The following is a 25,808-nucleotide window of genomic DNA, read 5'->3' as shown; positions in this document are numbered from 1 at the left end:
CTTGGAGGCTGGCGCTTGCCGCATACAATGCTGGGCCGGGCGCTGTGAAAAAATATGGCGGCGTGCCGCCCTTCAAAGAGACGCGTAACTACGTCAAAGTGATCTGGGGAAGCTAATTGCTTCCCATTTTTCAGGCTTTTGACAGCTCTTTCTTGTGCAGCCACTCGGCATGTTTTGGGGCCTTTTTGGTGCGGCTCCACTCTTGGAGCATCTCCCATTTGACGGCATCCAACTTTGAGAGCAGTGCGTCTTCAGCTGGGTCAGGGCAGGCAAGTTCGACACGGTGGCCATTTGGATCAAAGAAGTAGATCGAGTGGAATATTGAGTGATCTGTGACCCCCAGAACGTCGACGCCTTGGGCTTCTAGATGTTCTTTGAATTCGAGGAGTTCGGCCCGATCTTTGACTTTAAAAGCAATGTGTTGCACCCAGATTGGCGTGTTTGGATCGCGGCCCATTTCTGGTTTGGTGGGCAGTTCAAAAAAAGCCAAGACGTTGCCGTTCCCTGCATCCATAAAAATATGCATGTAAGGGTCTTGCTCATGCGTTGAGGGAACATGGTCTTCAGCGATCGCGAGGATGAAATCCATGTTGAGCATTTTGCTGTACCACTCAACAGTCTCTTTGGCGTCACGGCAGCGGTAGGCGACGTGATGGATCTGTTCGATTTTCATGAGACGTTCCTTTTTTATGTTGGAATGAGTCATGAAGGTTACTTTTGTAACCATCAAGAATAAAAGTTGCGCGTGTAACTATGTGGGCGCAAAAAGAGCCGCTGGGCGGCGGCTCTTTCTGATTTACTCTGCTGCTGCGAGCTTGATTACGGGTTCCATTTCCTTGAGGTCTGTGTCGCTCAAGTGGCATTTGATCTGATGCCCGTTGCCCATGTCTTTGACGGGAGGCACTTCCTTTTCGCAGAGGCCCCCTGCAACCTTGCTCTTCCAGTTGCAGCGTGTCTGGAACGGGCAGCCAGGGGGCGGGTTCATCGCTGAAGGGATATCGCCTTCAAGCACGATGTGCTTTTTCTGGATGCTGGTGTCAGCGATGGGCACAGCAGAGAGCAGGGCCTCCGTGTACGGGTGGTATGGCGGCGCAAAAACTTCGTCTGTTGTGCCAAGTTCGACCACATGACCAAGATACATAACCATAACGCGATCAGATAGATAGCGCACGATGCTCAAGTCATGGCTGATGAAGAGAAGCGTGGTTTTGTGTTCGCGCTGAATCTCCATCAAAAGGTCTGTGACTGCGGCTTGAACTGAGACATCGAGTGCCGATACGGGCTCATCTGCGACCACGATACGCGCATCGCCTGCAAAGGCTCGGGCAATGCCGACGCGCTGCTTCTGGCCGCCCGAAAGCTGGCGCGGCATGCGGTCAGCAAAGGCACGAGGCAGCTTCACCAAGTCAAGCAACTTGAGCATACGTTCGCGGCGGTCGGCATCGCTGTCACCGATGTCAAACACTTCAAGCGCGCGGATAATTTGGCGGCCCACCGACATGGAAGGGTTGAGCGTGTCAAAAGGGTTCTGGAAAACCATCTGCACATCGGCAACCGTCTTGGAGCCACGCTTTTCGATGGGAATGCTGCCGATATCTTTGCCGTCGAGTTCAATTGTGCCGTCTGTTGCTGTTTCAAGACCCATGAGCACTTTTGCAAAGGTCGACTTACCACAGCCAGACTCACCCACGATGGCCAATGTCTCGCTTTCGCGAGCCTCAAAACTTAGGGTTTCGTTCGCTTTGACCACGCGAGTTTCGCCTCCGCCGAAGAGGGCGTTCGCGGCCACTTCGTAATATTTCTTGAGGTTTTTCATGGACAAAACGACTTCGCCGATCTCACCCTTGGTCTTTGTCTCAGCTGCGACAAGGGGTGCGTTCCAGTCGATATCTTGGAATTTGAGGCAGCGAGTCTCATGAGCGCCGGCTTCATCTGCGGCAAACATCGGGACGAACTCTTTGTCGCAAAGGCCCTCCTCGAAATAGTCGCAGCGGGGGCCAAAGTTACAGCCTTTTGGGCGCTCATGGGGCAATGGAAAATTGCCTGGAATAGCGACAAGCGGGCGCGCGTTTTTGTCCGCTCCCGGAAGCGGGATAGACCGGAAAAGCGCTTGCGTATAGGGGTGTTGCATGTTGTTGAACACCGTTTCGATATCGCCGCGTTCGACAGCTTCGCCCGAGTACATGACACAGATACGGTCGCATGTTTCGAGAACGAGGCCGAGGTTGTGCGATATGAACAGCATCGAGGTGCCGTATTTTTTGCCAAGATCCTTTACAAGTTCCACAACAGCCGCTTCCACAGTTACGTCAAGCGCAGTGGTTGGCTCATCGAGGATGAGCAAGGAAGGCTTTGACATCAATGCCATAGCGATCACGATGCGTTGCTGTTGGCCGCCTGAAAGCTGGTGTGGATAGCTGGAAAGCATGCGTACGGGGTCGGGGAGTTTTACGTCGGTGACCACCTCAAGGGCGCGGTTGTAGGCCTCGTCTTCAGAGACACCCTCATGGATCATGGGCACTTCCATGAGCTGTTTGCCGATCTTCATGGCGGGGTTGAGGGAGGCCATAGGCTCTTGATAAATCATAGCAATTTCGTTGCCGCGAATGTCGCGCAGCTCGTCGTCGCTTAAAGACGCCATGTCGCGGCCTTTAAACTTGATGCTGCCGCCGACAATGCGGCCGTTTTTGCCCAGATCGCGCATGACGCCGAGGGCGACTGTGGACTTGCCACAGCCAGATTCTCCAACAAGACCAACGGCTTCGCCTGGTGCGACCTTCACTGAAAAGTCCATGACAGCAGGGATTTCGCGTAGGCGGGTGAAGAAGGAAATCGAGAGCTTGTCGATCTCAAGAATGGGGCCGTCATAATCGTGAATTTTAGCCATTAACTTTCTCCCTGAGAGGCGCAAAACGGGGGGGTGAAAAGCGTGCACAACCCGTGCACAACCCGTGCACCGCCTAAACAGGCTTTTGAGGGGTGTTTCGCGTTAACCATTTCGCTTTGTCCTTAACGTTATGTTCAGATGTGAGGGCTGCGCGGCAGGGTGAGCCACCGCGCGCGCCGTTAGTCTTTGAGGCTTTCTTCGCGTAGCCCGTCTGCCAGCAGGTTCAGGCCCAAGACGAGGGACAGAAGCGCGATTGCAGGTGGCAGAGCAGGGTGCGCATAGATCGACAGGAGCTTGCGGCCCTCGTTGATCGTGCTGCCCCAGTCAGGAGATTCTGGCGGTAGGCCGAGGCCGAAGAAGCCCAAGGTGCCAAGCAGGATCGTGGTGTAGCCGATGCGCAAGCAAAAATCGACGATCAGCGGGCCACGAGCGTTGGGCAGGATTTCCCAGAGCATGATATACCACGGGCCTTCACCGCGCGTTTGCGCAGCTGCCACATAGTCGCGGCTGTGAATGTCGAGCGCGAGGCCGCGCACGATCCGAAACACGGTCGGCGAGTTCACAAAGACCACGGAGACAAAGACCACGAGAACCCCTGGCGCTGGATTGAAGAAATCAAGCGGGCCAAGAATGTTGATCTGGCTGTCGGGGGCGCTGATTGTGACGATATAGAGGATCGCCATCGGGATCAGAACGACCAAGAGCCAAAAGCGGTTTTTGGCAGGATCAGTCTGGAAGCGTGAGCTGATCAGAACCCCAGCGAAAACGATGGGGAAGATGAAGAGCACGACGGCCATGAATTGCGGCAGGCCTGTCTCGACGATTTCTGGTGTGACCAAGAGGTAGAAAAGCAAGATCACTGGGAAAGCCAGAATGAGGTTTGCCAAGAAGCTCAAGACCGTATCCAGCGAGGCACGGAACATCAGCACAAAAAGCACCGCGAGAATGATACCGAGCATGAGGAAGTTCGACACGCCGCCACCAAGGCCTGCAGCCACTGTGGCGAGTGTAAAGATCACGGCTGTGGCGATCATACCGAGGCTGCCTTTGCGCAGGGCGGGGCCAGAGAAGTATCCTGCGGGCAGGCCAAGAGTGATCCCGACCATAAAGGCAAAGAGCGTGGCAAGTGGCGCGATCATAACCACGATGACCGAGCCTGTGACCATGCGGCTGAACACGTCCCGCGCGAGGTTGTCGCCGCCGAGCAGGTAGAAGGGGTAAGCACCATCGGAGAGATCACGCAAAGGCGTTCCTGGCCCTTTGTTTTTCATGCCCGAGAGTTGCTCGAGTGGCCCGTGTGTGGCGATCATGTCAAAGAAGCCGTTGAAAGCGGCTGTGAACACCCAGAACATCACGAGGCCGAAGCCGAAGATGCCGATCGTGTTGTCAAAGAGCTTGCCGTAGAGGCCGAGCTTGCGCTTGTAGACGACGGAGGCCGTGAAAAGCATAACAAGCGCGATCCAGACGGGCATGAAGCGCATGACGATCGAGGCGAGGATACCCCGACCCTGCATCGTTGCGATCCGCTGCTGATGGGCGAGGTCTTCGCCTGTCGGTACAGCGGATGGGTCCATTGCAGCGAGCTGTTCGCGGAAGCCTGCACCAGCGAACAGGAGCGTGTAGCCAAGCCATGCTGCGACTGTGAGGCCGATCAATTTGAGGGATAGTCCAAAGAGAAAGCCCATTGAGGCCGCTGGATCATCAAAGAAATTGTTCATGAAGAGGCTGAGCATCGCTGCGAAGAGGCCAAGGGCGAGCAGGCCTAGAAGGATCTTGCCAAGGACCGCCAGCTCCATGCCACTACTGAGTGTCGGGGAGAGGGCGTTGTAGATATAGCCAATGCCAACAAGGAGCAGTGTGACGACGGCTATCCCGTTAAAGAGCGAGAAGCTGCCACGAGTGGAGCTGCCTGTGAGCGAGAGCAGCATGGCGCAGAGGCCCGTAAGCACACCGAGGGTTGCGAAGGCGGCGAGGAAGGTTCCGAAGAAGCCTGCATATGCGCCAAACCATGTAAGAGGTTCCATAATCAATATCCCTTACGAAATGCGAATGCGCGGGTTGAGGAAGACGTAGCCGATATCACTCAGAAGCTGGGTGAAGAGGACCACGAAGACGGAGACAACAGATACGCCGAGCAGCAGCTCGATATCGTTGTTGCCAGCGGCCTGCACAAGCGTCCAGCCGAAGCCCTTGTAGTTAAAGAGCGTCTCGACGATGACCACGCCGTTGAGCAACCATGGAAGCTGAAGCATGATCACTGTGAAGGGTGCGATCAGTGCGTTGCGCAGGGCGTGCTGCATGACGATGTTGCGGAACGCAACGCCTTTGAGGCGGGCTGTGCGGATGTATTGGGCTGTCATGACTTCTGCCATGGAGGCGCGGGTCATGCGGGCGATGTAGCCCATCCCGTAGAGCGCGATGGTGAGCACGGGGAGAAAGAAGTTCTCGAAGTTGGCTGATTCCATGGCCGACGTTGCCGTGCCTTTGAAAAGCGTTTTGCCCTCTATCAGCCCTGCATCGGACAGGATCGGGGACAGGCCGAAGCGCGAGGAGGCAAGAAGGGCGATGAAGATCACGCCGGAGACGTATTCGGGCGTCGCTGTTGTGGCGATCGAGGCCGTTGAAAGTGTTCTGTCGGTGCGGGAGCCTTCGCGCATCCCCGCGAGCACGCCCACGATGAGCGCGGAGGGGACCATGAGCACCATCACCCAGAACATCAGCTTGGCCGTGAGGCTGAGGCGGATGCCGATGATTGTTGTGACGGGTTCTTTGAAGACAGTGGAGTATCCCCAGTCGCCTTGTAGAATACCACAGAATGTTGGCGCGTTGGCTGGATCAACCCCCGGGCGCAGGCAGCGCCCTGTTGTTTCGCCGTCGGCGTTGACCCCTGTAAAGCCTGGCGCGAGGCCGAGCCATTCGGCGTATTTGCGCGGCAAGGGCTGTGTGTAGCCGCGATTGTCAAGCCATGTGGAGACCTGCTCGTCTGACATACGCATGTTGCCTTGAGTTTTGGCGAGCTTCTCAAGGTTTGGGTAGAGATTTGTCAGAAAGAAGACAATGAAGGTCAGGCAAAGGGCTGTGAGGATCATCACGCCGAGCCGCCGAAGAATGAATAGTCCCATTTAGGTTCCCCTGTTCTGGGTGATGTACCGCGCGGCACATCTGCGAGATTGGGCGCGTGTGGCGCTGCGTGAGGAAAAAGTAATGCCAGAAACGATTGTAAGACATCGCTGAAGAGCGGTCTGAGGCTGTGCTGACGTTGGCGAGCAACCGCCCTCGTCAGCCGCGCATCCGTGTTGCAGCATGTGTCACTCCCTTTTGCGTCAAGGTCACGCTGCATTTGCGCAGTCTTGTCCCTTAACTACTGCATAACCACATATTTGCGCCCCTCGCGTCAATGGGAAGCTTAGGAATTTTTTGTAATTTTGCGACGCTTTTCTGTTGCAAAAGCAACATCCCTTCGCATCCTGCGCGTTTGAGTGGAGAGGCTGCCTTTGCGTCAGCCGAGGGGAATCCCGTGCCAGCGCCCCATACGGGCACGAAACCATGTGCGCTGTCTCTTGGCGTATTGGCGGCTGGCGATGATTGCGCGGCTACGCGCCTCCTTCAGGTTGATCTCACCTTTGAGATGGGCGATGAGTTCGGGTGCGCCGATGGCCTTAGAGGAGGGCTTGTCTGGTGACCAATCGGCGAGATTGGCCTCGGCCTCCGCGAGCGCGCCTTGCTCTAGCATCAGATCAAAGCGGCGCTCGATTCGGGCGTTGAGCCAATCTTTATTGGCTTGCAGGACGATAGGCTGGGCTGCGGCAAGCGGCATGTCGGGCGCAGGCGTTTCGGCCTGCCATGTGGCGAGGCTGCGACCCGTACTCTTCCAGACTTCATAGGCGCGCTGCACACGCATCGGGTTTTGCAGGTCTATCTTGGCGGCGGTTGCCGCGTCGAGTGCCGCGATCATCTCTGCCAAGCCTTCAGCTTTGCTGCACAGTCGATCCGCCTCTGCGCGAACTTCGGGGGGCGTCGGAGGGATCGCAGCGAGACCTTCTGTCAGAGCCGCAAAGTAAAGTCCTGTGCCGCCAACAATGATCAGCCGTTGGCTCTGCGCGCGAAGGGCGCGGATATCGGCAAGCCATTCCCCAACAGAGTAGGGATGTGTGCCTGCGATATGACCGTAAAGCGCATGAGGTGCGCGGGCTTCTTCATCAGGTGAAGGACGCGCGGTGAGCAAGCGCCAGTCGGAATAGACCTGAAGCGCGTCGGCATTCACAATCAACCCGCCATCGGCCTTGGCGATCTGTAACGCGAGCGCGGATTTGCCTGAGGCGGTCGGGCCTGCGATGAGCACGGGCGTCTGAGGAGATATGTTGGGTAGCGTCTGCATAGGGCAGCCTTTAGCGCAGCTTGATGGCGGCGCAAAGCGCGCTTTTTGGCGTTGGGCTGCGCTTCGGGCGTTGCGCCTGAGAGAGAATTGGGACATTTAGAGCCAAGCCTAACGCAATCAGGAGACATCAGATGTCAGAGCCAACCGCGCCAAAAACCACCTTCAAACGCGTCATGCTCAAGATATCAGGTGAGGCGCTGATGGGCGATCAGGGCTATGGTTTGCATCCGCCAACAGTCCAGAGGATTGCGCGTGAAGTGCAATCTGTACAAGAGATGGGTGTTGAAATTTGTATGGTCATCGGTGGCGGCAATATCTTCCGCGGGCTTTCGGGCAGCGCGCAAGGCATGGAACGCACAACCGCTGATTATATGGGAATGCTGGCGACTGTGATGAACGCGCTGGCGATGCAGAGCGCATTGGAAGACCTTGGTGTCTTTACCCGAGTGATTTCAGCGATCACGATGAATGAGGTCGCCGAGCCCTATATTCGCCGCCGCGCTGTGCGCCACCTTGAGAAAAAGCGGGTCTGTATTTTTGCGGCCGGAACAGGCAACCCCTACTTCACGACAGATACAGCCGCGACCTTGCGCGCCAACGAGATGGCCTGTGAGGCGATCTTTAAAGGTACGAAAGTGGACGGTGTCTACGACAAAGACCCAGCTAAATTTAAGGATGCAGTCCGTTATGACCATGTGAGTTATGACGAGGTTCTCCAGAAGCGCCTTGGGGTGATGGATGCGAGCGCAATTGCGCTGGCGCGTGACAACAATCTGCCGATTATTGTGTTTAGTCTTGATGAGCCGGGCGGCTTTCAGGGCATCCTCGCAGGAGAAGGCACTTATACAAAGGTGCACGGCTGAGGCTTCCAAGCGCGCGCGTGACACTGTAAACTGGCGCAAAGCCAAAAGAGACGAACAGGAGTTTGAGGCCCATGTCAGACGATTTTATGCTGGATACCGACGAGCTGGAGCGCCGTATGGATGGCGCTATGGCCAATTTGCGGACCGAATTTGCCTCTTTGAGAACAGGGCGCGCTTCGGCGAGTATGCTGGAGCCAATTATTGTTGAGGCCTATGGCACTCAGACGCCAATCAACCAGCTTGGCACGGTGAACGTGCCTGAGCCACGGATGGTGACGATCAATGTTTGGGATAAATCAATGGTTCAGGCCGTCGAAAAGGCGATCATGAACTCAGGTCTTGGGATCAACCCTCAGACCAACGGCACAATCGTTATGTTGCCGATCCCCGAGCTTAACGAAGAACGCCGCCGTGAGCTTACACGTGTGGCGGCGCAATATGCAGAACATGCGCGTGTTTCGGTGCGCAACATTCGCCGCGATGGTATGGATCAGGTGAAAAAGGCAAAGGCTGACGGCATCTCGGAAGATGATCAGAAGTTCTGGGAAGACGAAGTGCAAAATTTGACAGATAAGCACATCAAAGCGCTGGATGCGGCTCTGGAAAGTAAGCAAACGGAAATCATGCAGGTGTAAGGTTCCCTTTTTGAGATGATTTTGAAGGAGCCGTGCTGTGACGAATGAAGCAGAAAAGAACACAGGGCCGCGTCATATCGCGATTATTATGGATGGTAATGGCCGCTGGGCGCAGTCGCGCGGGCGGCCACGGCTTTTTGGCCACCATGCAGGCGCGAAACGCGTGCGCGAGATTGTGGAAGCCTGTCCTGATTTGGGCGTGAAATATCTGACGATTTTTGCATTTTCGACAGAGAACTGGAAACGAACACAGGTCGAAGTTGCTGGGCTTATGGGGCTGTTTCGGCGCTATATCGCAAAAGAAGCGCGGGCCTTGAAGGATGAGGGCGTGCGTGTGCGCTTTATCGGCGACCGAGTGCGGCTTGACGATAAGTTGGTCGGCCTCATGGACGAGCTAGAGCTTTTGACGAGTGATAACGACAAGGTGCATTTGACGATCGCGCTTAATTATGGTGGCCGCGACGAGGTTAGCCGCGCCACAAAACGGCTGGCGCAGGATGTGGCCGCGGGAAGACTTGACCCCGAAAAAGTAGATGAAGGGACGCTTCCAAAGTATTTAGATACTTACGTTTTACCTGATCCTGATCTTGTTATACGCACCAGTGGCGAAGCGAGAATTTCGAACTTTTTGCTCTGGCAATCGGCCTATGCAGAATATGAATTTATAGACACGCTCTGGCCTGATTTCAGCCCTGAGATTTTTGCCAGGCTCGTCCAAAACTATGGGCGGCGCGAGCGGCGCTTTGGCGGAGTGATTGCATGACGAAGACAGCCGAACCAACAGCAGGAAAGTGGGGCGATCTACGCCTGCGATTGATTTCGGCGGCTGTTATGGCTGTGGTGGCGGGGATTGATATCTGGCTTGGCGGGCCATGGTTTCTTGCGCTTCTGGCGCTCATCTCTGCTGGCATGGTTTGGGAGGCGGCGAGACTTGGCGGCGCTTTGAGCGGGCCACTGCGGGATGTGGCGCTGCCGATTGCGGGCGGCGCGGCTGTGGGGGCTGGCGGATGGATTGGTGTGCCTGTGGGTTTTGCTCTTTTGGGCCTTGTGGCCGGCGCTGTTTGGGCCTTGGCGGCCCACCTGAAGCACCGTCTCGCGTTTTACGCTTTCTTTTGCATGACTGCGGCCTTGGCGCTCTATGGCATCCGAGACATGTTTGGCATTCTCGTGCTGGTCTGGGTGATCGGGGTTGTGATCGCCTCCGACGTCATGGGCTATTTTGCAGGGCGTGTCTTCGGGGGGCCGAAGTTTTGGCCCAAAGTGAGCCCGAAGAAAACATGGTCAGGCACAGTTGCTGGCTGGGGAGGCGCTGCGCTTTTGGGATGGGTGTTGAACGCGAAGCTGTTGGCGGGTGGGCTCGATTTGCCGATTTCGCTTGTGCTGTTCTCTGTCATTTTGGCCTTTGCGGCGCAAATGGGCGATATTGTTGAAAGCGCTTTGAAGCGCAAGGCGGGGATCAAGGACAGCTCGAGCCTTATTCCGGGGCATGGCGGCGTTTTGGACCGCTTTGACGGCATGATCGGTGCGGCGCTTGTGTTTTTCCCTGTGATGTTTGTTGCTGGGTTGATGGGGTGAGACGCAAGATCTCCATCTTTGGAGCCACAGGCTCTATCGGGCAGTCGACGCTTGATTTGATCGGGCGTGCGCCTGAGAACTATGACGTGGTCGCGCTGACGGGCGGAGGTAATGTTGCTCAGCTCGCGGCGGATGCACACAAGTTTGGGGCTGATGTGGCAGTCATCGCTGATGAGTCGCGTCTGCCCGAGTTACGCGCGGCGCTGGCTGGCAGCCAGACCGAAGCTGCTGCAGGGCAGGTGGCTCTCGTTGAGGCGGCCACGCGGCCGGCCGACTGGGTGATGAGTGCGATTGTCGGCGCGGCAGGGCTTGAGCCAGGACTGAAAGCTTTGGAGCAGGGCGCAACGCTCGCTTTGGCCAATAAGGAATCGCTGGTGACTGCAGGTAAGCTCTTGATGGAGACAGCGGCCAAGCATGGCGCGCAGGTGTTGCCTGTGGACAGTGAGCATTCGGCTGTATTTCAGGCGCTGGTTGGCGAGGATATGGGAGCCGTTGAGCGGGTGATTATCACGGCATCTGGTGGAGCATTTCGAGACTGGCCGCTTGAGCGTTTGGCTGGCGCGAGCGTAGAGGAGGCGAGCAGTCATCCAAACTGGGATATGGGGCAGCGCATCACAATTGACAGTGCCTCCATGTTTAATAAGGCCTTGGAACTCATTGAAACGCGTGAATATTTTGGAATTGATCCTGAGAAAATCGAAGTTCTTGTGCATCCTCAGTCGATTGTTCATGCGCTGGTCGGGTTTCAGGATGGTGGGCTGATGGCGCATGTTGGGCCACCTGACATGCGCCACGCGATTGGCTATGCACTGCACTATCCGACACGCGCGAAGCTTCCTGTGGAGCGGCTTGATCTGGCGCGCATTGGCCAATTGGAATTCAGCGATCCTGACCCGAAACGCTACCCGGCTTTGCGGCTGGCTTATGAAGTCATGGCGCGCGGTGGGCTGAGCGGCGCTGTGTTCAATGCGGCGAAAGACATGGCGCTTGACCGTTTTATGGCCGGGCAGATTGGTTTTACACAGATGGCTGATGTGGTGAAGGCGACGCTTGACCAGCTCTTGCCCGATGATGGCCTTATCGATGCCCCAATGACCCTTGATAACCTGCGCCAAGCAGCCCACTTAGGGCAGAGTACAGCGCAGAACGTGACCCCGCGATAAAATAGAAAGACAGGTAAGCTTTTGGATTTCATGACTATTCTGCCACAATTTGGCAATGTGTTCCTCACCCTGATCTATTTTGTGGTGGCGCTCTCCATCATTGTGGGGGTGCATGAATACGGCCATTACATTGTCGGGCGCTGGTCTGGGATTAAGGCTGAAGTTTTTTCTATTGGCTTTGGCCCCGTACTTTTTGCACGCGAGGACAAGCACGGCACGGTCTGGCAGATAGCTGCTATTCCATTTGGCGGCTATGTAAAATTTTTGGGTGACGCCAATGCAGCGAGTGGCAAGGACGGCGAGGCGATGGAGGCCATGCCCGCAGAGCAGCTGCGCCACACGATGCACGGCGCGCCGCTTTGGGCACGGTCTGCGACAGTTCTAGCTGGGCCTGTCTTCAACTTTATTTTCTCAATCTTTGTTTTTGCGGGACTTTTGTTATCACTTGGCATGGTGGCGACGCCGCCCAAAGTCTCGTCTTTGCATCCATTGCCTTATGAGGGTGTCACGATTGAAGCGGGGGACCAGATCATCGCGATTGCGGGCGAGCCTTTCCCTGAAGAGCCAAGCAGAGCCTATTTTGATGCGCTGCCTGACGGGCTTTTGCTCGACTACACGGTGAAACGCGGCGGTAATGAGCTGATTGTGCAAGGGCCGCAGTATAGCCCTGCGCGGATCGGCGGCGTCCAGCCGCGCTCTGCGGGTGAGGCGGCGGGCCTGATGGAAGGCGATGTGATCTTGCGGGCGGACGGCCAAGACTTGAGCAGCTTTATGCAGCTGGTCGATGTGGTGAAAGCGGCTGAGGGCGCGCCTGTCAGGCTCAATGTCTGGCGGGACGGGGAAGACAAGGAATTTGTAATCCAGCCTGAGCTGCGCGATGTGCCGACGGCGGACAATGGCTTTGAAAAGCGGTTTCTCATCGGGATTTTCAGCTCGACTTTCTTTGAGGCTGAAACGGAGCGTCCTGGCGTGTTTGAGGCCGTTGGTCTGGGTGCCGAGCAGACCTACTCTGTTGTGTCACGCTCCATTTCGGGGCTGTATCATCTGGCTTTTGGCAAGATCAGCTCTTGCAACATGTCTGGTGCAATTGGGATTGCACGGGCGTCAAAAGACCAAGCAGAAGAGGGGCTGGCTGCGTTTATCGGCTTCTTGGCACTGTTGTCGACGGCCGTGGGCTTTCTCAATCTTTTGCCTATTCCGATGCTCGATGGGGGGCATCTGATGTTTTATGGCTATGAGGCTGTGATGCGCAAAAAGCCGAGCGATAAGGTGATGCAAGTCCTAATGAGCATGGGGATTGCTCTTGTTTTGAGCGTCATGGTCTTCGCTCTTTGGAACGATATTTTCTGCTGATGGGCTCGCCAAAGGAGCACTTGCCCTGAAAATGCCACAATTGCGCCCCGCTTCCTGCACAAAGCTTTGCCATAATTGGAAAAGATGAGTGGAGGTCTGTTATGGATATGATTGCAAAAAGTTACCGCGGGCTGCACCTGCTTTGGGATCTGAACTGGGATCGTGTCCTCTATTTGGCGACCATCACTGTGGCACTTTTTGCGGGTGCTTGGCTTGGCAGCCTCATGCTCTAGGGCCGCTCTGGGCCCTTATATATATTGATATTTCACGTCGCGCCCCCCAGTTGGGGCGCTTCTCGTTTTGACATCATTTGCTAATGCGATTAGTCAGTCTGGGTAGGGGTGTCTGACTGGAAAGAGAATATGGCAAGCAGTGTCACGGAGCGTAACGCTCGCACAGGTAAAAAACGCACCATTCGTAACGTAGCGGGAACAGCGGTTTTGGCCGCGTTTTCAATGGGTTTCGTGTGGGGCGTCGGTGGTGCGATCGCGCAAAACTACAGTTTCAATTCGGTTGCTGTCGAAGGCAACAAGCGGATCGAAACTGGAACGATCCTGACATATGCGGGAATCGCTCGCGGGGAGACGGTCTCTGCTGGCGATATTAACGAAGCCTATCAGCGGATTTTGGCCTCTGGTCTTTTTGAAAGCGTTGAGATTGTCCCGCAGGGCGGCAAGCTTGTGATCAAGGTCACCGAGTTCCCGACGATCAACCAGATCAGCTTTGAAGGCAACGAGCGCCTGAAGGATAACGAGCTGTCCAGCTTCATCAAACTGAAGCCACGTTTGGTCTTTAGCCCGACACAGGCCGAGCGCGACGCGGCGACGCTCACGGAAGCTTATGCCGAGAATGGCCGGCTTGCGGCGAGGATTACGCCCAAGATCATTCGTCGTAGCGACAACCGTGTTGATCTTGTGTTCGAAATTTTCGAGGGCGGAAACACAGAGGTGTCTCGTATCGGTTTTGTTGGCAACCAAGTCTATTCTGACAGACGTTTGCGCCGTGTTCTGGAAAGCAAACAGGCTGGACTTCTGCGGGCGCTGATCCGCAAGGATACTTTTGTTGAAGATCGCCTGCAGTTTGACCAACAGGTTTTGCGCGACTTTTATGTGTCGCGCGGCTATGTCGACTTTCGCACTACGGCTGTGAATGCTGAGCTGGCGCGCGAGCGTGACGGCTACTTTTTGACATTCAATGTAGAAGAGGGCCAGCAGTTTGCCTTCGGCGAGATCACCACGATCAGCGAGATCGAGGATGTCGACAGCGAAGTTTATCAAGACACGATCAAATTGCGCGCGGGAGAGACTTACTCACCTTCGCTTGTCGAGAATGCGATTGCGCGGATGGAGCGGCTGGCGATCCGAAATGGTCAACCCTTCCTGCGCGTTGAGCCCCGGATCACGCGAAACGACCGCGATCTGACGCTGGATGTGGAATTTGTCTTGTCCAAGGGTGAACGTATCTTTGTGGAACGTATTGATATTGAGGGCAATGCGACCACGCTTGACCGCGTTGTACGACGCCAGTTCCGTGTGGCTGAAGGTGATCCGTTCAACCCGCGTGAAATCCGTGAAAGTGCTGAGCGTATCCGCGCGCTTGGCTTCTTTGGCGATGCGCAGGTGAATGCGCGGGAAGGCTCTACACCCAATACTGTTATTGTGGACGTCGATGTGGCTGAAAAGCCCACTGGTTCGCTCAACTTTGGTGGGACGTATTCAACGGACAATGGCTTTGGCCTTGTGGCGCAATATACGGAGACCAACTTCCTTGGCCGTGGTCAGACTGTACGTTTTCGCGCATCGGGCGCGACGGACAACACAAACTATGGGCTTTTCTTTGAAGAGCCAGCCTTCCTTGGCCGCGATGTGAAGTTCTTCTTTGATATTGGCATTCTTGAGTCTGAGAGCGCGAACGCGAACTATAATACGAGCAAAGGGATCTTTGCGACGGGGCTTGAGTTCCCGCTTGGAGAGCGTGCGCGTCTTGGTGTTAATTACAAGCTTGATGCGACCAAGATGTCTGTAAGCAACGTCACGGTTTTGTCAGGGTCTGCAAACACTTGTACAAATACGTTCCAGTGTCTGAGCGATGTGTTGTCCGATGAAATTGATCGCGGGCGCGTGAAAAACAGCTCGGTTGGCTACACCTATGAGTGGGACTCGCGCAGGACCAGTCTAGACAATGACGAAGGCCTTCGCTTTTTGATCAGTCAGGACTTTGGTGGCCTTGGGGGCGACGATAGCTTTGTGAAGAGCAAAGCCAAGTTGATTGCCCAGCGGCGCTTTTTCAATGATGAACTTACGCTGCGCGCGACACTTGCGGGCGGAGCTGTGAGCTTCTCTGGCGCAGGCAGTCGCGCAACAGACCGTTGGCTTTTTGACGAAGATATCATGCGCGGTTTTGCTGCGGATGGGATTGGCCCGCGGGATTACAATGCAGGGTCAAACATGAACGATGCGCTTGGCGGCAACTATTTTGCGACAGCCAAGTTTGAGGCGCTCTTCCCACTTGGACTGCCTGAAGAATACGGGCTTACGGGCGGTGTATTTTATGACATCGGCAACGTCTGGGGCCTAGATCAGACGAATGCGAACACACTCTATGAAAGTGGTTCCTTCCGTCACGTGGCGGGTGTTTCGATCTTTTGGGAAACGCCGATTGGGCCGATGCGTCTGAACTGGAGCAAGGCTTTGGAAAAAGAAGTGCAGGACATCGACCAAAACTTTGAGTTTACGATCTCAACTGAGTTCTAGTATGGCTGTGCCGATCAAAGCTCATCTTTTACCGCTGGTCCTTGGGTTTTGCCTGTGGGCCAGCGCGCCATTTGCACAGTCTTTGAATGCGCCTCAGAGAGAGGTACTTATCATTGATCCCAACAGGCTCTTTACCGAGACGCTTTTTGGACAGCATATTTCAGAAGCCTTGGAAGCAGAGGCGCAAGAGCTTTCGGCCAACAACAGGCGCCTTGAAGAAGAGTTGCGCGCGGAAGAGAAAGAGCTGACGGACGCCAGACCCACCATGTCGGCCATTGATTTCCGTGATGCTGCAGAAGCCTTTGACAAGAAGGTTCAGGCCATCCGCCGCGAGCGGCAAGACCGCGCGCGTGCTTTGGAAGAGCAGCGTGCATCAGCTGAACAACGCTTCTTGGCGACAGCGCAGGGTGTTTTAGTTGAGCTGATGAACGAGCGCGGTGGCAGCGTTTTGCTTGATATGCGCGCGATTATCTTGCGCGACACGGCCGTGGACATCACCAATGACGCTGTGCGCAAGATTGATGAGGCCATCGGGCGTGGAGACGCGCTTGATTTGAAGGGCCAAACGCCACAAGACGAATAACAGCAGCCTCGGCTCCATGACTTGTTTTGGAGCTTGGAGAGGGCTACTGAGAATGAAAATAGACTGGGGAAGGACAACCAATGACAACTGAGGTTATGCGCGCCGATATTGGGCTTATTCAACGGATCATTCCGCACCGCTATCCTTTTTTGCTGGTGGATCGTGTTGAGGATATTGTCGGCACGCAATCTGCTCGTGGTATCAAGAATGTAACCATGAACGAGCCGCATTTTCAGGGCCACTTCCCAGGCAAGCCGCTTATGCCGGGTGTCACGATTGTTGAGGCGATGGCGCAGACGGCGGCTGTTATGGTGGGCGTAGCGCTCGACATGGCGGACAAAGAGCTTCTGGTCTATTTTATGGCGATCGAGAAGTGCAAATTCCGACGTATGGTTGTTCCGGGTGATGTGCTTGAGATGAACCTGACAACATTGCGCGGCAAGCCGGGAGCCAAAGTCTGGCGCTTTGGCGGGGTTGCGAGTGTTGAAGGCGAGATGGCCTGTGAAGTCGAATTCACAGCGATGATGGATTTGCCGAAGGTGGCCGCAGAGTGAGCAGCAATATTCATCCAAGCGCAATCATTGAAGAGGGCGCGCAGATTGGCGAAGGCTGTATCATTGGGCCGTTTTCCCTGATTGGGGCGGAAGTGGTGCTGGGTGCGAATGTGCATATCAAGAGCCATGTTGTCGTGACGGGGCAGACCGAGATTGGCGAGGGAACAGTTGTTTTTCCATTCTCTGTGATCGGGGAAGTGCCGCAAGACCTCAAATTTAAGGGCGAGAAGACGGCCCTTAAGATCGGGGCGCGCAATCGTATCCGTGAGCACGTTACGATCAACTGTGGCACTGAGGGCGGCGGTGGCGTGACTGTCATCGGGGATGACGGGCTGTTTATGGCTGGTTGTCACATTGCTCATGATGCGCATCTCGGGAACCGCGTGATTGTGGTCAACTCTTCGGCTGTGGCTGGGCACTGTATCATTGAAGATGATGTGATCATCGGCGGCCTCTGCGGCATTCACCAATTTGTACGCATTGGGCAGGGTGCTATTATCGGAGCCTTGAGCATGGTCACCAATGATGTGATCCCGCATGGTCTTGTGCAAGGGCCACGCGGCGAACTTGACGGGCTCAACCTTGTTGGCTTGAAGCGGCGCGGTGTGGCACGGGCAGACATTACGGCGCTCAGGGCTGCTTTTCAGATGCTTGCGCAGGGCGAGGGCACGTTTCAGGAGCGTGCGCGCCGCTTGGGTGAGGACAGTGAGAGTGATTATGTGCAACAGATCGTTGGCTTTGTAACGGGTGCTAGCGACCGTTCTTTCCTCACACCGGGGAACTGACATGCTAGCGCTGATCGCAGGGCGCGGGGCGTTGCCCAAGGCGATTGCTGATGCGCAAAGCGAGCCGCCTCTCATTTGCGCTTTGGAGGAGTTTGAGCCAGAAGAGCTGGCGGTTGACCTAGTGTTTCGGCTTGAGACCTTGGGTACGTTCTTGGACGCTTTGCTTGCGCGGGGTGTCACTAGGGTGTGCTTCTGCGGTGGGATTGATCGGCCACGGTTGCGCCTCAGCCGACTTGATCTCAAAACGCTGCCGCTTGTTCCGACGTTTTTGCGAGCTCTCAAACTGGGGGACGATGGTGCATTGCGCGCGTTGATTGCCCTTTTTGAGGCCAAGGGGTTTGCTGTATTGGGGGCGGATGGGCTCTTGGCGGGCCTGACGATGGCAGCAGGTGTTGTGACCAGAGCCATGCCACAGGAAGACCATCAGGAGTTGCCCAAGCTTGGGCGCGAGGTGTTGCAGCGCATGGGGCAGGCGGATCTGGGCCAAGCTTGTGTCTTGCGTGGACAGAATGTTTTGGCGCGAGAGGATGTGACGGGCACAGATGCGATGCTTGCGCGCTTTTTGAGTGGTGATCAGGGCAAAGGTGCCGTTCTTTTCAAAGCCCCAAAACCAAATCAGGACAGGCGCGCAGATTTGCCCACGATTGGGCCAAAGACGGCCACCGCCGCCGTGACGGCGGGCTTTGACGGGATCATTCTGGAAGCGGGTGGTGTCATTGTTCTGGACCAGCCGAAAGTGATTGAGACACTCAATGAAGCGGGGCTGTTTTTATGGCTGGTGTGAGGCGTGTCTTTATCGTTGCGGGGGAAGCGTCTGGAGACAAGCTCGGCAAAGCCGTGATGTCTGGGCTCAAGAGCCTCTTGCCTGACGTTGAATTCGCTGGGGTGGGCGGACCATTGATGGAGGCCGAAGGGCTTGCGTCTATTTTTCCTATGAATGAGTTGAGTGTAATGGGGTTGGCGGAAGTTTTGCCAAAGTACCGCTCGCTCTTGCGGCGTAAGGACGAGACTGTGACAGCGGCGCTTGCGTTTGAACCTGATATCTTGCTGACCATCGACAGCCCTGATTTTTGCAAGCGTGTGGGGAAAGACGTGCGCGCGGCCAATCCGGCAATTAGAACGATACACTATGTTGCGCCTTCTGTTTGGGCTTGGCGGCCCAAGCGTGCAGCGAAGCTTGCAGAGTTTACCGACAAGGTGCTCACGCTTTTGCCGTTTGAACCTGATCTGATGCAGGCGGCAGGGATGGAGGCTGAGTTTGTGGGCCACCCTGTCGTGGCAGAGCCTGAGGCTACGAGCGCGGATGTCGCGGCATTTCGGAATGCGCATGGTCTTGATGATGCGCGTTTGCTTTTGCTTTTGCCTGGCTCACGGATGGGCGAGGTGAAACGTCTTTCGGCCCGGTTTGGGGCGGCGGCGCGAGCGGTTTTGGCAGAGCGGAGCCAGATGCGTGCTGTTGTTGTCGTGACGGATGCTGTGCGGGGATTTATAGCCGAAAATCAGGATTTGTTTCCGCAAGGCACTGTCTTTTTGTCTCCAAGAGACGCAACTGAGAAGCGTGCAGCTTTTGCCGCTGCTGATGTTGCCCTTGCGGCTTCGGGGACTGTTTCGCTAGAGCTGGCGGCAGCGAAAACGCCAATGGTGATCGGTTATGATATGGCGTGGCTGAGCCGTGTGATCATGGCGCGGATGCTTTTGATCGACACTGTGACGCTTGTAAACCTTGTGAGCGAGACGCGCGCTGTGCCTGAGCGGATTGGCAAAAACTGCACGGCGCAAGCGCTCGCTGAGGCCGTGCTTGATGTCTTGCGTGCGCCCGATGAACAGGCAGCTGCGATGCTTGTGACGATGGAGCGGCTTGGCCGTGGTGGGGAAGACCCGGGTCTGCGTGCTGCGAAAGCGTTGCTCAATTAGAGCCTGATATAGTCGACCGTTTCACCGGGTGCGCGCGCGCTGTCATGCGGCGGGCGTATCAGGAGGGCGTTGGCGGACGCCAAGACCGAGAGCAACGCGGAATCTTGACGGGACTCGGCGCAGATCTGGCCCTTGGTGACGCGGGCGCGCATATAGTGCTCGCGCGGACCGTTTGCAGGCAGGGGCTCAGTGAGTGTCGCTGAGAAGCGCTCGGCCGGAGCAGCTTCAAGGCCTGCCATGGCCCGCAAGAAGGGCAGCAAGAAGACATGGCCACAAACCATTGCAGAAACCGGATTGCCAGGAAGGCCGATCATGACAGAGGCGCCCATTTGGCCTGCCATGAGCGGCTTTCCAGGGCGCATGGCCACTTTGTAAAAGCTCTGGTCCAATCCCATGCTCTCTGCGACATCGGCGACGATGTCGTGATCGCCTACGGAGGCGCCACCAATCGTTACGATGAGGTCAGCACCCTCGCAGAGCGAAAAGACTGTCTCAAGGCTCGATCGATTGTCGCGCGCAATGGGCAGAATGCGTGCTTCGGCGCCATGAGCCTCTAGAAGTGCTTTGAGGCCATAGGTGTTGGAGGCGATGATTTGGCCATCGGCGGGTGCCTCACCAGGCTGAACGAGCTCGTCACCTGTCGAGACAAGGGCAACGACGGGTCGTTTGTAAACGCAGAGTTCTGCGTGGTTCATTGATGCGGCCAGCGCGATATCAGAGGGCGTGAGCAAGCGCGGCGCGCTCATCTCGTCGCCCAAGGTAAAATCTTGCCCTGCGGGTCGAATGTTTGATTTTGATGTATCCTCGGTCAGAAGAGTGATCAGCTTGCCGCGGCGCTCAACCTCTTCTTGGATCACAACACAATCGGCTCCCTCAGGGACGGGTGCACCCGTGAAAATGCGCACGGCTTGGCCTGCGCCAACGCGGCCATCAAATCCATGGCCTGCGGCTGCTTCTCCAATGACAACAAACTGCGCGTGCATGTCGGCTTCAACCGAGTTGAGCGCATATCCGTCCATTGAAGATGCCGGGAATGGAGGTTGTGTGAGCTTTGCAGTGATCGGCGCTGCAAGAACGCGCCCTGCAGCCTCGGTCAGCGGGCAAAGCTCTGTGGCGACGGGACGAGCAAGCGCAAACAGGTGGTCCAGAGCGTCTTCAACAGAAATCATTTTTCTTCATAACGTCCTGATTTGCCGCCATCTTTCAGAACGACACGGGTTGCGCCGATCTCCATGGCCTTGTCGACAGCTTTGACCATATCATAGACTGTGAGCGCGGCCACAGAAACGGCTGTGAGCGCTTCCATCTCCACACCTGTTTGGCCTGTGGTCTTGACTGTGGCTGTGATTTGCACACCCGGGAGGCTCTCGTCTGGTTCAAGCGTGAGTGCAACTTTTGTAATAGGTAAGGGATGACAGAGAGGGATGAGGCGCGCTGTTTCTTTCGCACCCATAATGCCTGCGAGCTGGGCCACCGCGAGAACATCACCTTTTTTGGCACGATTCTCTGTGATCATGGCGAGGGTCTCAGGGGCCATGCGGATATGCCCCTTGGCTGTGGCAACACGAGAGGTCACAGCTTTGTCGGACACATCGACCATGTGAGCATTGCCTGTGGCGTCAAAGTGGGTAAGGCCTGACATTAGGCACCTGCCGCGCTGAACGGATTGGCCAGCAGTGTGCGTGTCGCGACTTCAACATCGTCCTGACGCATCAGGCTTTCGCCGATGAGGAAGCTACGCGCACCGTATCGGGCGATATCGGCGAGATCATCTGGCGTGAAGAGGCCGCTCTCGCAGACGATCATCCGATCTTCGGGGACGCGTTTTGAAAGCTTTCGTGTAACATCAAGTGACGTCTCGAAGGTATTGAGATTGCGGTTATTTATCCCGATCATGCGCGACTTCAGGGCGCTGGCGCGTTCCAGCTCTTCAGCGTCATGGACCTCAAGGAGTGCATCCATACCCCACTGTGTGGCCGCGTCTTCAAGCTCTTGTGCTTGGGCATCAGAGACAGAGGCCATGATGATCAGAATGCAATCTGCACCCAGAGCGCGGGCTTCGGAGACTTGATAGGTGTCATACATGAAGTCTTTGCGCAGCGCGGGTAGTGAACAGGCGTCGCGCGCCGCTGTGAGAAAGCTTTTGTGCCCTTGAAAACTCGGTGTATCTGTCAGAACAGAGAGACATGTCGCGCCGCCAGCTTCATAGGCTTGGGCCAGAGAGGCGGGGTCAAAGTCTGCACGGATGAGGCCCTTGGAAGGGCTGGCTTTCTTGATTTCAGCGATGAGGCCATAGCCTGCTTTGCTGGCTTCAAAAAGCGCGTCAGCGAAAGGGCGCACAGGGGAAGCAGCCTGTGCTGCAGCCTCAACGGCCTCAAGAGATTTTGCGGCTTTGTCTGCGGCGATTTCTTCAAGCTTGTAGGCTTTGATTTTGTCTAGAATGGTCGCGCTCATGACGCCTCCGATGTGAATTTGGCAAGGGCGGCGACTTTTTGGGCCGCTGCGCCACTGTCGATGCTTTCGCGCGCCAAAGCGACGCCTGTTGTGAGTGTATCAGCTTTGCCCGCAACGTGAAGGGCAGCAGCGGCATTCAGCAAGACAGCATCACGGTAGGCTGACGCTTCACCCGCGAGCAGAGCGCGAAAGGCTGTGGCATTCTCTGATGGCGTGCCGCCGATGATATCTTCAAAGGGATGCACGGGCAGGCCCGCTTCTTCGGGGTGAAGCTCTTGCTCGGTGATTGTCCCGTCTTCGTTGAGCGCGGCAATCCATGAGACGCCAGTGATGGTGAGCTCGTCTGTTCCGTCAGAGCCGTGGACAAGCCATGCACGCTCGCTACCGAGCTGGCCGAGAGTCTCCGCCATTGGGCGGATCAGGTCGCGGCTGAAAGCGCCTGTAAGTTGACGTTTGACGCCTGCGGGATTTGTCAGTGGGCCGAGGATATTGAAAATGGTGCGGGTTCCAAGCTCGGCGCGGGCTGGGCCGACATGGGCCATCGCGGGGTGATGCATGGGGGCCATCATAAAGCAGATGCCGCAGCTTTGCAGTGCTTTTTCAACAACGTCTGCGCCAATCATGACGTTGATTCCAAGTTCGCCGAGCGCGTCGGCCGCGCCTGATTTTGAGCTTAGATTGCGGTTGCCGTGTTTGGCCACAGGCACGCCAGCGCCCGCCACGACAAAGGCCGTCGCAGTCGAGATGTTGAGCGTGCCTTTTCCATCACCACCTGTGCCGACAATGTCCATCGCTCCGTCAGGCGCTTTCACAGCGTGGCATTTGGACCGCATCACGGCGGCTGCGGCGGCGAATTCTTCGACCGTCTCGCCGCGTGTGCGCAAAGCCATGAGAAAGCCGCCGATCTGGGCGGGCGTGGCCTCACCATTGAAAAGCTCGGTAAAGGCTGTTTCGGCTTCAGAACGGCTGAGAGGACGCTCGGCTGCGGACCCGATGAGGGGTTTCAGGGTCTGGCTCATGCCGGCTCCTTTGCCATATCAAGAAATGTTTTCAACATCTTATGCCCGTGCTCGGAGCGGATCGATTCGGGGTGAAACTGAACGCCATGGATCGGCAACTCACGGTGTGCGAGGCCCATGATTGTTCCGTCTGAGAGTTCGGCTGTGACCTCAAGGCAGTCTGGGAGGCTCTCACGCTCTACCACAAGAGAATGATAACGTGTCGCCTCAAAGGGGGAGGGCAAATCCGCAAACACGCTTTTGCCCGCGTGATGGATTGTGCCCATTTTGCCATGAACAATTTCGTGGCAGCGCACGACTTTGCCGCCGAACGCCTCGCCGATGGTTTGATGGCCCAAACAAACCCCCATGAGCGGGATGCGGGCTTCGCCGGCGGCGCGTGTCAGATCAAGGCATATACCAGCTTGAGCGGGGTCTTTTGGCCCGGGTGACACAAGGATTGCAGAGGGCGCAAGCGCTAGCGCTTCGGCCACAGTGAGGGCATCGTTGCGTGCAACATGCACATCTGCGCCAAGTTCGCCGCAATAATGCACCAAGTTGTAGGTGAAACTGTCGTAATTATCTATCAGTAGCAGCATCTTGCCATTCGCGGTTAGGAAAGGGCTGGAGGCTCGCCCCAAGGTCGCGGTATACATGTTCAGGGTTAGAGCTGAGCGTCAAGGGGCAGAGGTCCCATGAAGCAGATAAATCAGAGGTGAGTTCAGTGGCACGCGGATTTTTGAGCGGTGTGATAATGGGAACGCTGGTGGCGGGTGTTGGTGCGGGCGCGCTTTCATTGGCGACGGATTTGCCAACGGGCAAGGCGCCTGTCACCGGGGCTGTGGCCCCAGAGGCCACAAAACCGGCCGAGGCCTTGCCTGCGGCGCTGCCGACTGTGACATCTGAAGAAAGCGCGCCCGTGATGGGGGATACACCCGCGGCAACAGCGCCAGAGTCAGACAGTATGAGCTCCCCAGACACTCAGGCCGCTGCAAAGCCCGAAGCAGGCGTGGCCAGCGCCGATTTGAGTGCGCCAGATGCGGGGGTAGCCCCTGTGGTGAGCTCTATAGTGGATGAGCCTGTCGTGGGGCAGAGCGCAATGCAAGCGCCCAAAGCACCTGCGAATGAGAGCAATGTTGCTGTTTCAACGGAGACCGCCGAGGTGCAGCCCGCCGTTGTGCCACAGCCGACAGCTGAGGCCGAGCCGCAGCCCGAGCCTTTGCGAGACGAAGAGCGTGAAGAGATAACGCTGACGATCCCCAGTTTGCCAGAGGATGATGGCATTGGGCATGCGCCAATGCCAACAGATGAGGCCTCTCAACCTGTTGAGCCGGCGCGGGTGAGCATTGGGAGGCCCGCCCGAACATTGGGCGCTGGCTCCTCCAGCCGCTTGCCCAGCTTGGGGACAGCTGAAACTGGTGCGGTCACCGAGGCCAGCGCGACTGTCGATATCAACGAACTGCCTCCTGTCGAGCGCTTTTCGGCGCTGTTTGTGCCCACAGAGGGCGTGCCCCAAATGGCGATTGTGCTGATTGATGATGGCACAAGCGATATTGGCGTCGAGGCACTGAGCACGTTTCCGTATCCGCTGAGTTTTGCCATTGATACCTCATGGAGTGGCGCTGAAGCCGCAATGAAAACTTACCGTGAGGCTGGATTTGAAGTACTCGCCATGGTGAGCTTGCCACGGGGCGCACGTGCTTCGGATGTGGAAGTCTCTATGCCTGTATTGCTTGATAAACTGTCAGAAGCGATCGCGATCATGGAGACGCCTGATGCAGCTTTGCAGGGCAGTCGTGAGGTAATATCGCAAGTGAGCGAGTATCTGGGCGACAGTGGCCACGGAATGCTTTTGTTCCCGAAAGGGCTGAATACGGCGCAGAAAGTTGCGGCCAAGGAAGGTGTTCCTTCTGCAACGGTTTTTCGCGATTTTGACAATAAGGGGCAGAATGCCAGCACCATAAAGCGTTTCTTGAGCCATGCAGCTTTGAAAGCGGGCTCAGAAGGCGGCGTTGTGATGGTTGGGCGGTTGCGCGCAGATACCATCAGCGCGCTTTTGCTCTGGGGCTTGCAGGAGCGGGGAGACCGCCTTGAGCTTGTGCCTGTGAGCGTGATGTTAAAAACGCAATAAGACGTTCCTATACGTTTCGCTTTGTCCATTCGCCTTGGGGAATGCCCTCAAGGGTATAAGATCCAATGCGAACGCGAATAAGGCGCAGGGTAGGGTGGCCGACGTGAGCGGTCATTCGGCGCACCTGACGGTTGCGGCCTTCGCGCAAGGTCAGCTCGATCCACGTATCAGGAATGGCTTGGCGCACACGGATCGGCGGGGTCCGTGGCCAGAGCCAGAGCGGCTCCGCGACGCGACGGGCCTCTGCGGGCATTGTCAGCCCGTCTTTGAGCACAATACCTTGGGCCAGAGCAGTGAGGGCCGCGTCATCGGGTGTGCCTTCGACTTGAACGAGGTAGGTTTTGGGTTCTTTGAACTTTGGATTGGAGAGCTTGGCTTGCAGCTTGCCGTCATCTGTGAGGAGCAAAAGCCCTTCGCTGTCGCGATCAAGTCGACCCGCAGGATAGACATCTTTTTCACTGATAAAGGCTGAGAGCGTGGCGCGAGGTGACCCTTCGGTGCCTTTGTCTGTGAATTGGCTGAGTACGCCAAAGGGCTTGTTGAAGAGGATGAGGCGGCTCATAGGAAACGGGCGAGGGGCCAGCCCCTCGCGCTCCCGGGGATATTTTTAGAAAGAGGAAATGCCCACAGTCGATAGGTAGACTTAGGCATTTCAGGAATTTCCATTGCCTGTAAAGCGGGCTGCATCGGCGGCAGCGCGGCGGATGGCGCCTGACTTGTGCAGCGTTTCCATATATTCGGCTTCGGGGTCGCTGTCGTAGACCACGCCGCCGCCTGCTTGG

Annotated in this window: 26 protein-coding genes and 1 pseudogene; 15 read left to right on the top strand and 12 right to left on the bottom strand. The window is 56.4% G+C overall.

Features of this window, described 5'->3' with window-relative positions; all coding sequences use genetic code 11:
* On the top strand, positions 1–116 hold a 116-nt coding region (locus P8O11_RS10925), incomplete at its 5' end, for a lytic transglycosylase domain-containing protein (protein ID WP_300294186.1).
* Positions 117–130: 14 nt separating this feature from the next.
* Here the strand turns inward: P8O11_RS10925 and P8O11_RS10920 are convergent.
* The 5 genes from P8O11_RS10920 to miaA all read right to left on the bottom strand — a co-directional run bounded on the left by P8O11_RS10920 (position 131) and on the right by miaA (position 7,265).
* Positions 131–673 carry a VOC family protein gene (locus tag P8O11_RS10920; RefSeq protein WP_300294178.1) on the bottom strand — a complete coding sequence of 181 codons (543 nt, stop codon included), beginning with the start codon at positions 671–673 and terminating at the stop codon, positions 131–133.
* A 123-nt stretch (positions 674–796) separates the two neighbouring features.
* Positions 797–2,887, bottom strand: coding sequence for an ABC transporter ATP-binding protein (locus tag P8O11_RS10915; RefSeq protein ID WP_300294176.1), 2,091 nt, complete (start codon positions 2,885–2,887; stop codon positions 797–799).
* Between the two features lie 179 nt (positions 2,888–3,066).
* Entirely contained in the window at positions 3,067–4,911 is a 1,845-nt protein-coding gene (locus tag P8O11_RS10910) for an ABC transporter permease (RefSeq protein WP_367186881.1), read from the bottom strand.
* 12 nt (positions 4,912–4,923) lie between these two features.
* Positions 4,924–6,009, bottom strand: coding sequence for an ABC transporter permease (locus P8O11_RS10905; RefSeq protein ID WP_300294175.1), 1,086 nt, complete (start codon positions 6,007–6,009; stop codon positions 4,924–4,926).
* Positions 6,010–6,386: 377 nt separating this feature from the next.
* Entirely contained in the window at positions 6,387–7,265 is an 879-nt protein-coding gene (gene miaA, locus P8O11_RS10900) for a tRNA (adenosine(37)-N6)-dimethylallyltransferase MiaA (protein WP_300294173.1), read from the bottom strand.
* A gap of 131 nt (positions 7,266–7,396) precedes the next feature.
* Here miaA and pyrH point away from each other — a divergent pair, with 131 nt between their 5' ends.
* The 13 genes from pyrH to lpxB all read left to right on the top strand — a co-directional run bounded on the left by pyrH (position 7,397) and on the right by lpxB (position 19,443).
* Entirely contained in the window at positions 7,397–8,128 is a 732-nt protein-coding gene (gene pyrH / locus P8O11_RS10895; RefSeq protein ID WP_300294171.1) for a UMP kinase, read from the top strand.
* Positions 8,129–8,199: 71 nt separating this feature from the next.
* Positions 8,200–8,763 (top strand): ribosome recycling factor, encoded by a 564-nt coding sequence (gene frr, locus P8O11_RS10890; RefSeq protein WP_300294170.1) that lies wholly within the window; start codon positions 8,200–8,202, stop codon positions 8,761–8,763.
* 37 nt (positions 8,764–8,800) lie between these two features.
* On the top strand, positions 8,801–9,526 hold the full coding sequence (gene uppS, locus P8O11_RS10885; RefSeq protein WP_300294168.1) for a polyprenyl diphosphate synthase: 726 nt from the start codon (positions 8,801–8,803) through the stop codon (positions 9,524–9,526).
* Positions 9,523–10,338, top strand: coding sequence for a phosphatidate cytidylyltransferase (locus P8O11_RS10880; protein ID WP_300294166.1), 816 nt, complete (start codon positions 9,523–9,525; stop codon positions 10,336–10,338). Before uppS ends, P8O11_RS10880 begins: the two co-directional genes overlap by 4 nt.
* A complete protein-coding gene (gene dxr, locus P8O11_RS10875) occupies positions 10,335–11,501 on the top strand; it encodes a 1-deoxy-D-xylulose-5-phosphate reductoisomerase (RefSeq protein WP_300294164.1) in 1,167 nt (388 codons plus the stop codon). The genes P8O11_RS10880 and dxr overlap by 4 nt, the downstream gene beginning before the upstream one ends.
* Before the next feature lie 30 nt (positions 11,502–11,531).
* Positions 11,532–12,854, top strand: coding sequence for an RIP metalloprotease RseP (gene rseP / locus P8O11_RS10870; RefSeq protein ID WP_367186880.1), 1,323 nt, complete (start codon positions 11,532–11,534; stop codon positions 12,852–12,854).
* A 101-nt stretch (positions 12,855–12,955) separates the two neighbouring features.
* Positions 12,956–13,087: a hypothetical protein gene (locus tag P8O11_RS10865; RefSeq protein WP_271437032.1), complete on the top strand. Its 132-nt coding sequence runs from the start codon at positions 12,956–12,958 to the stop codon at positions 13,085–13,087.
* 129 nt (positions 13,088–13,216) lie between these two features.
* Positions 13,217–15,607 carry an outer membrane protein assembly factor BamA gene (gene bamA / locus P8O11_RS10860; protein ID WP_367186879.1) on the top strand — a complete coding sequence of 797 codons (2,391 nt, stop codon included), beginning with the start codon at positions 13,217–13,219 and terminating at the stop codon, positions 15,605–15,607.
* Between the two features lies 1 nt (position 15,608).
* Positions 15,609–16,190, top strand: coding sequence for an OmpH family outer membrane protein (locus P8O11_RS10855; RefSeq protein ID WP_300294160.1), 582 nt, complete (start codon positions 15,609–15,611; stop codon positions 16,188–16,190).
* Positions 16,191–16,270: 80 nt separating this feature from the next.
* Positions 16,271–16,744 carry a 3-hydroxyacyl-ACP dehydratase FabZ gene (gene fabZ, locus P8O11_RS10850; protein ID WP_300294158.1) on the top strand — a complete coding sequence of 158 codons (474 nt, stop codon included), beginning with the start codon at positions 16,271–16,273 and terminating at the stop codon, positions 16,742–16,744.
* Positions 16,741–17,529, top strand: coding sequence for an acyl-ACP--UDP-N-acetylglucosamine O-acyltransferase (gene lpxA / locus P8O11_RS10845; protein WP_300294156.1), 789 nt, complete (start codon positions 16,741–16,743; stop codon positions 17,527–17,529). Before fabZ ends, lpxA begins: the two co-directional genes overlap by 4 nt.
* A 1-nt stretch (position 17,530) precedes the next feature.
* The gene (locus tag P8O11_RS10840; protein ID WP_300294155.1) at positions 17,531–18,313 is read left to right on the top strand and encodes an LpxI family protein; all 783 of its coding nucleotides are present in this window, start codon (positions 17,531–17,533) and stop codon (positions 18,311–18,313) included.
* Positions 18,301–19,443, top strand: coding sequence for a lipid-A-disaccharide synthase (gene lpxB / locus P8O11_RS10835; RefSeq protein WP_300294153.1), 1,143 nt, complete (start codon positions 18,301–18,303; stop codon positions 19,441–19,443). The genes P8O11_RS10840 and lpxB overlap by 13 nt, the downstream gene beginning before the upstream one ends.
* Here the strand turns inward: lpxB and glp are convergent.
* The 5 genes from glp to P8O11_RS10810 are packed head-to-tail and all read right to left on the bottom strand — an operon-like array spanning position 19,440 to position 23,494.
* On the bottom strand, positions 19,440–20,612 hold the full coding sequence (gene glp, locus P8O11_RS10830; protein ID WP_300294151.1) for a gephyrin-like molybdotransferase Glp: 1,173 nt from the start codon (positions 20,610–20,612) through the stop codon (positions 19,440–19,442). The two genes, lpxB and glp, sit on opposite strands and share 4 nt — an antisense overlap.
* Complete coding sequence (gene moaC, locus P8O11_RS10825) at positions 20,609–21,085, bottom strand: cyclic pyranopterin monophosphate synthase MoaC (RefSeq protein WP_089890837.1); 477 nt, start codon at positions 21,083–21,085, stop codon at positions 20,609–20,611. The genes glp and moaC overlap by 4 nt, the downstream gene beginning before the upstream one ends.
* Complete coding sequence (gene trpC, locus P8O11_RS10820) at positions 21,085–21,897, bottom strand: indole-3-glycerol phosphate synthase TrpC (RefSeq protein WP_300294149.1); 813 nt, start codon at positions 21,895–21,897, stop codon at positions 21,085–21,087. Before trpC ends, moaC begins: the two co-directional genes overlap by 1 nt.
* Positions 21,894–22,916 carry an anthranilate phosphoribosyltransferase gene (gene trpD, locus P8O11_RS10815; protein ID WP_300294147.1) on the bottom strand — a complete coding sequence of 341 codons (1,023 nt, stop codon included), beginning with the start codon at positions 22,914–22,916 and terminating at the stop codon, positions 21,894–21,896. Before trpD ends, trpC begins: the two co-directional genes overlap by 4 nt.
* Positions 22,913–23,494: an aminodeoxychorismate/anthranilate synthase component II gene (locus P8O11_RS10810; protein ID WP_300294145.1), complete on the bottom strand. Its 582-nt coding sequence runs from the start codon at positions 23,492–23,494 to the stop codon at positions 22,913–22,915. The genes trpD and P8O11_RS10810 overlap by 4 nt, the downstream gene beginning before the upstream one ends.
* A 125-nt stretch (positions 23,495–23,619) precedes the next feature.
* Between P8O11_RS10810 and P8O11_RS10805 the strand changes: the two genes are divergently transcribed.
* On the top strand, positions 23,620–25,026 hold the full coding sequence (locus P8O11_RS10805; protein WP_300294129.1) for a polysaccharide deacteylase family 2 protein: 1,407 nt from the start codon (positions 23,620–23,622) through the stop codon (positions 25,024–25,026).
* 7 nt (positions 25,027–25,033) lie between these two features.
* Here the strand turns inward: P8O11_RS10805 and P8O11_RS10800 are convergent, their stop codons facing one another.
* Together P8O11_RS10800 and P8O11_RS10795 are read right to left on the bottom strand one after the other, a co-directional pair.
* Positions 25,034–25,588 (bottom strand): pseudouridine synthase, encoded by a 555-nt coding sequence (locus tag P8O11_RS10800; RefSeq protein WP_300294127.1) that lies wholly within the window; start codon positions 25,586–25,588, stop codon positions 25,034–25,036.
* 90 nt (positions 25,589–25,678) lie between these two features.
* A pseudogene (locus P8O11_RS10795) lies at positions 25,679–25,808 on the bottom strand (chorismate-binding protein); the annotation flags it as partial.

It is taken from the genome of Lentibacter sp. (assembly GCF_029254145.1).
Taxonomy (GTDB): Bacteria; Pseudomonadota; Alphaproteobacteria; order Rhodobacterales; family Rhodobacteraceae; genus Lentibacter.
The sequence above is the reverse complement of the archived record's forward strand: the minus strand, read 5'-3'. Positions and strand labels throughout refer to the sequence as shown.

Bases quoted from the DNA above. Each gene is read 5' to 3' on its own strand.
- P8O11_RS10810 (WP_300294145.1), bottom strand. From the start codon at position 23,494: ATGCTGCTACTGATAGATAATTACGACAGTTTCACCTACAACTTGGTG.
- glp (WP_300294151.1), bottom strand. From the start codon at position 20,612: ATGATTTCTGTTGAAGACGCTCTGGACCACCTGTTTGCGCTTGCTCGT.
- P8O11_RS10920 (WP_300294178.1), bottom strand. From the start codon at position 673: ATGAAAATCGAACAGATCCATCACGTCGCCTACCGCTGCCGTGACGCC.
- bamA (WP_367186879.1), top strand. From the start codon at position 13,217: ATGGCAAGCAGTGTCACGGAGCGTAACGCTCGCACAGGTAAAAAACGC.
- fabZ (WP_300294158.1), top strand. From the start codon at position 16,271: ATGACAACTGAGGTTATGCGCGCCGATATTGGGCTTATTCAACGGATC.
- trpD (WP_300294147.1), bottom strand. From the start codon at position 22,916: ATGAGCCAGACCCTGAAACCCCTCATCGGGTCCGCAGCCGAGCGTCCT.
- miaA (WP_300294173.1), bottom strand. From the start codon at position 7,265: ATGCAGACGCTACCCAACATATCTCCTCAGACGCCCGTGCTCATCGCA.
- pyrH (WP_300294171.1), top strand. From the start codon at position 7,397: ATGTCAGAGCCAACCGCGCCAAAAACCACCTTCAAACGCGTCATGCTC.
- lpxB (WP_300294153.1), top strand. From the start codon at position 18,301: ATGGCTGGTGTGAGGCGTGTCTTTATCGTTGCGGGGGAAGCGTCTGGA.
- moaC (WP_089890837.1), bottom strand. From the start codon at position 21,085: ATGTCAGGCCTTACCCACTTTGACGCCACAGGCAATGCTCACATGGTC.
- P8O11_RS10910 (WP_367186881.1), bottom strand. From the start codon at position 4,911: ATGGAACCTCTTACATGGTTTGGCGCATATGCAGGCTTCTTCGGAACC.
- P8O11_RS10865 (WP_271437032.1), top strand. From the start codon at position 12,956: ATGGATATGATTGCAAAAAGTTACCGCGGGCTGCACCTGCTTTGGGAT.
- rseP (WP_367186880.1), top strand. From the start codon at position 11,532: ATGACTATTCTGCCACAATTTGGCAATGTGTTCCTCACCCTGATCTAT.
- P8O11_RS10840 (WP_300294155.1), top strand. From the start codon at position 17,531: ATGCTAGCGCTGATCGCAGGGCGCGGGGCGTTGCCCAAGGCGATTGCT.
- trpC (WP_300294149.1), bottom strand. From the start codon at position 21,897: ATGAGCGCGACCATTCTAGACAAAATCAAAGCCTACAAGCTTGAAGAA.
- P8O11_RS10800 (WP_300294127.1), bottom strand. From the start codon at position 25,588: ATGAGCCGCCTCATCCTCTTCAACAAGCCCTTTGGCGTACTCAGCCAA.
- P8O11_RS10855 (WP_300294160.1), top strand. From the start codon at position 15,609: ATGGCTGTGCCGATCAAAGCTCATCTTTTACCGCTGGTCCTTGGGTTT.
- P8O11_RS10905 (WP_300294175.1), bottom strand. From the start codon at position 6,009: ATGGGACTATTCATTCTTCGGCGGCTCGGCGTGATGATCCTCACAGCC.
- P8O11_RS10880 (WP_300294166.1), top strand. From the start codon at position 9,523: ATGACGAAGACAGCCGAACCAACAGCAGGAAAGTGGGGCGATCTACGC.
- frr (WP_300294170.1), top strand. From the start codon at position 8,200: ATGTCAGACGATTTTATGCTGGATACCGACGAGCTGGAGCGCCGTATG.
- P8O11_RS10915 (WP_300294176.1), bottom strand. From the start codon at position 2,887: ATGGCTAAAATTCACGATTATGACGGCCCCATTCTTGAGATCGACAAG.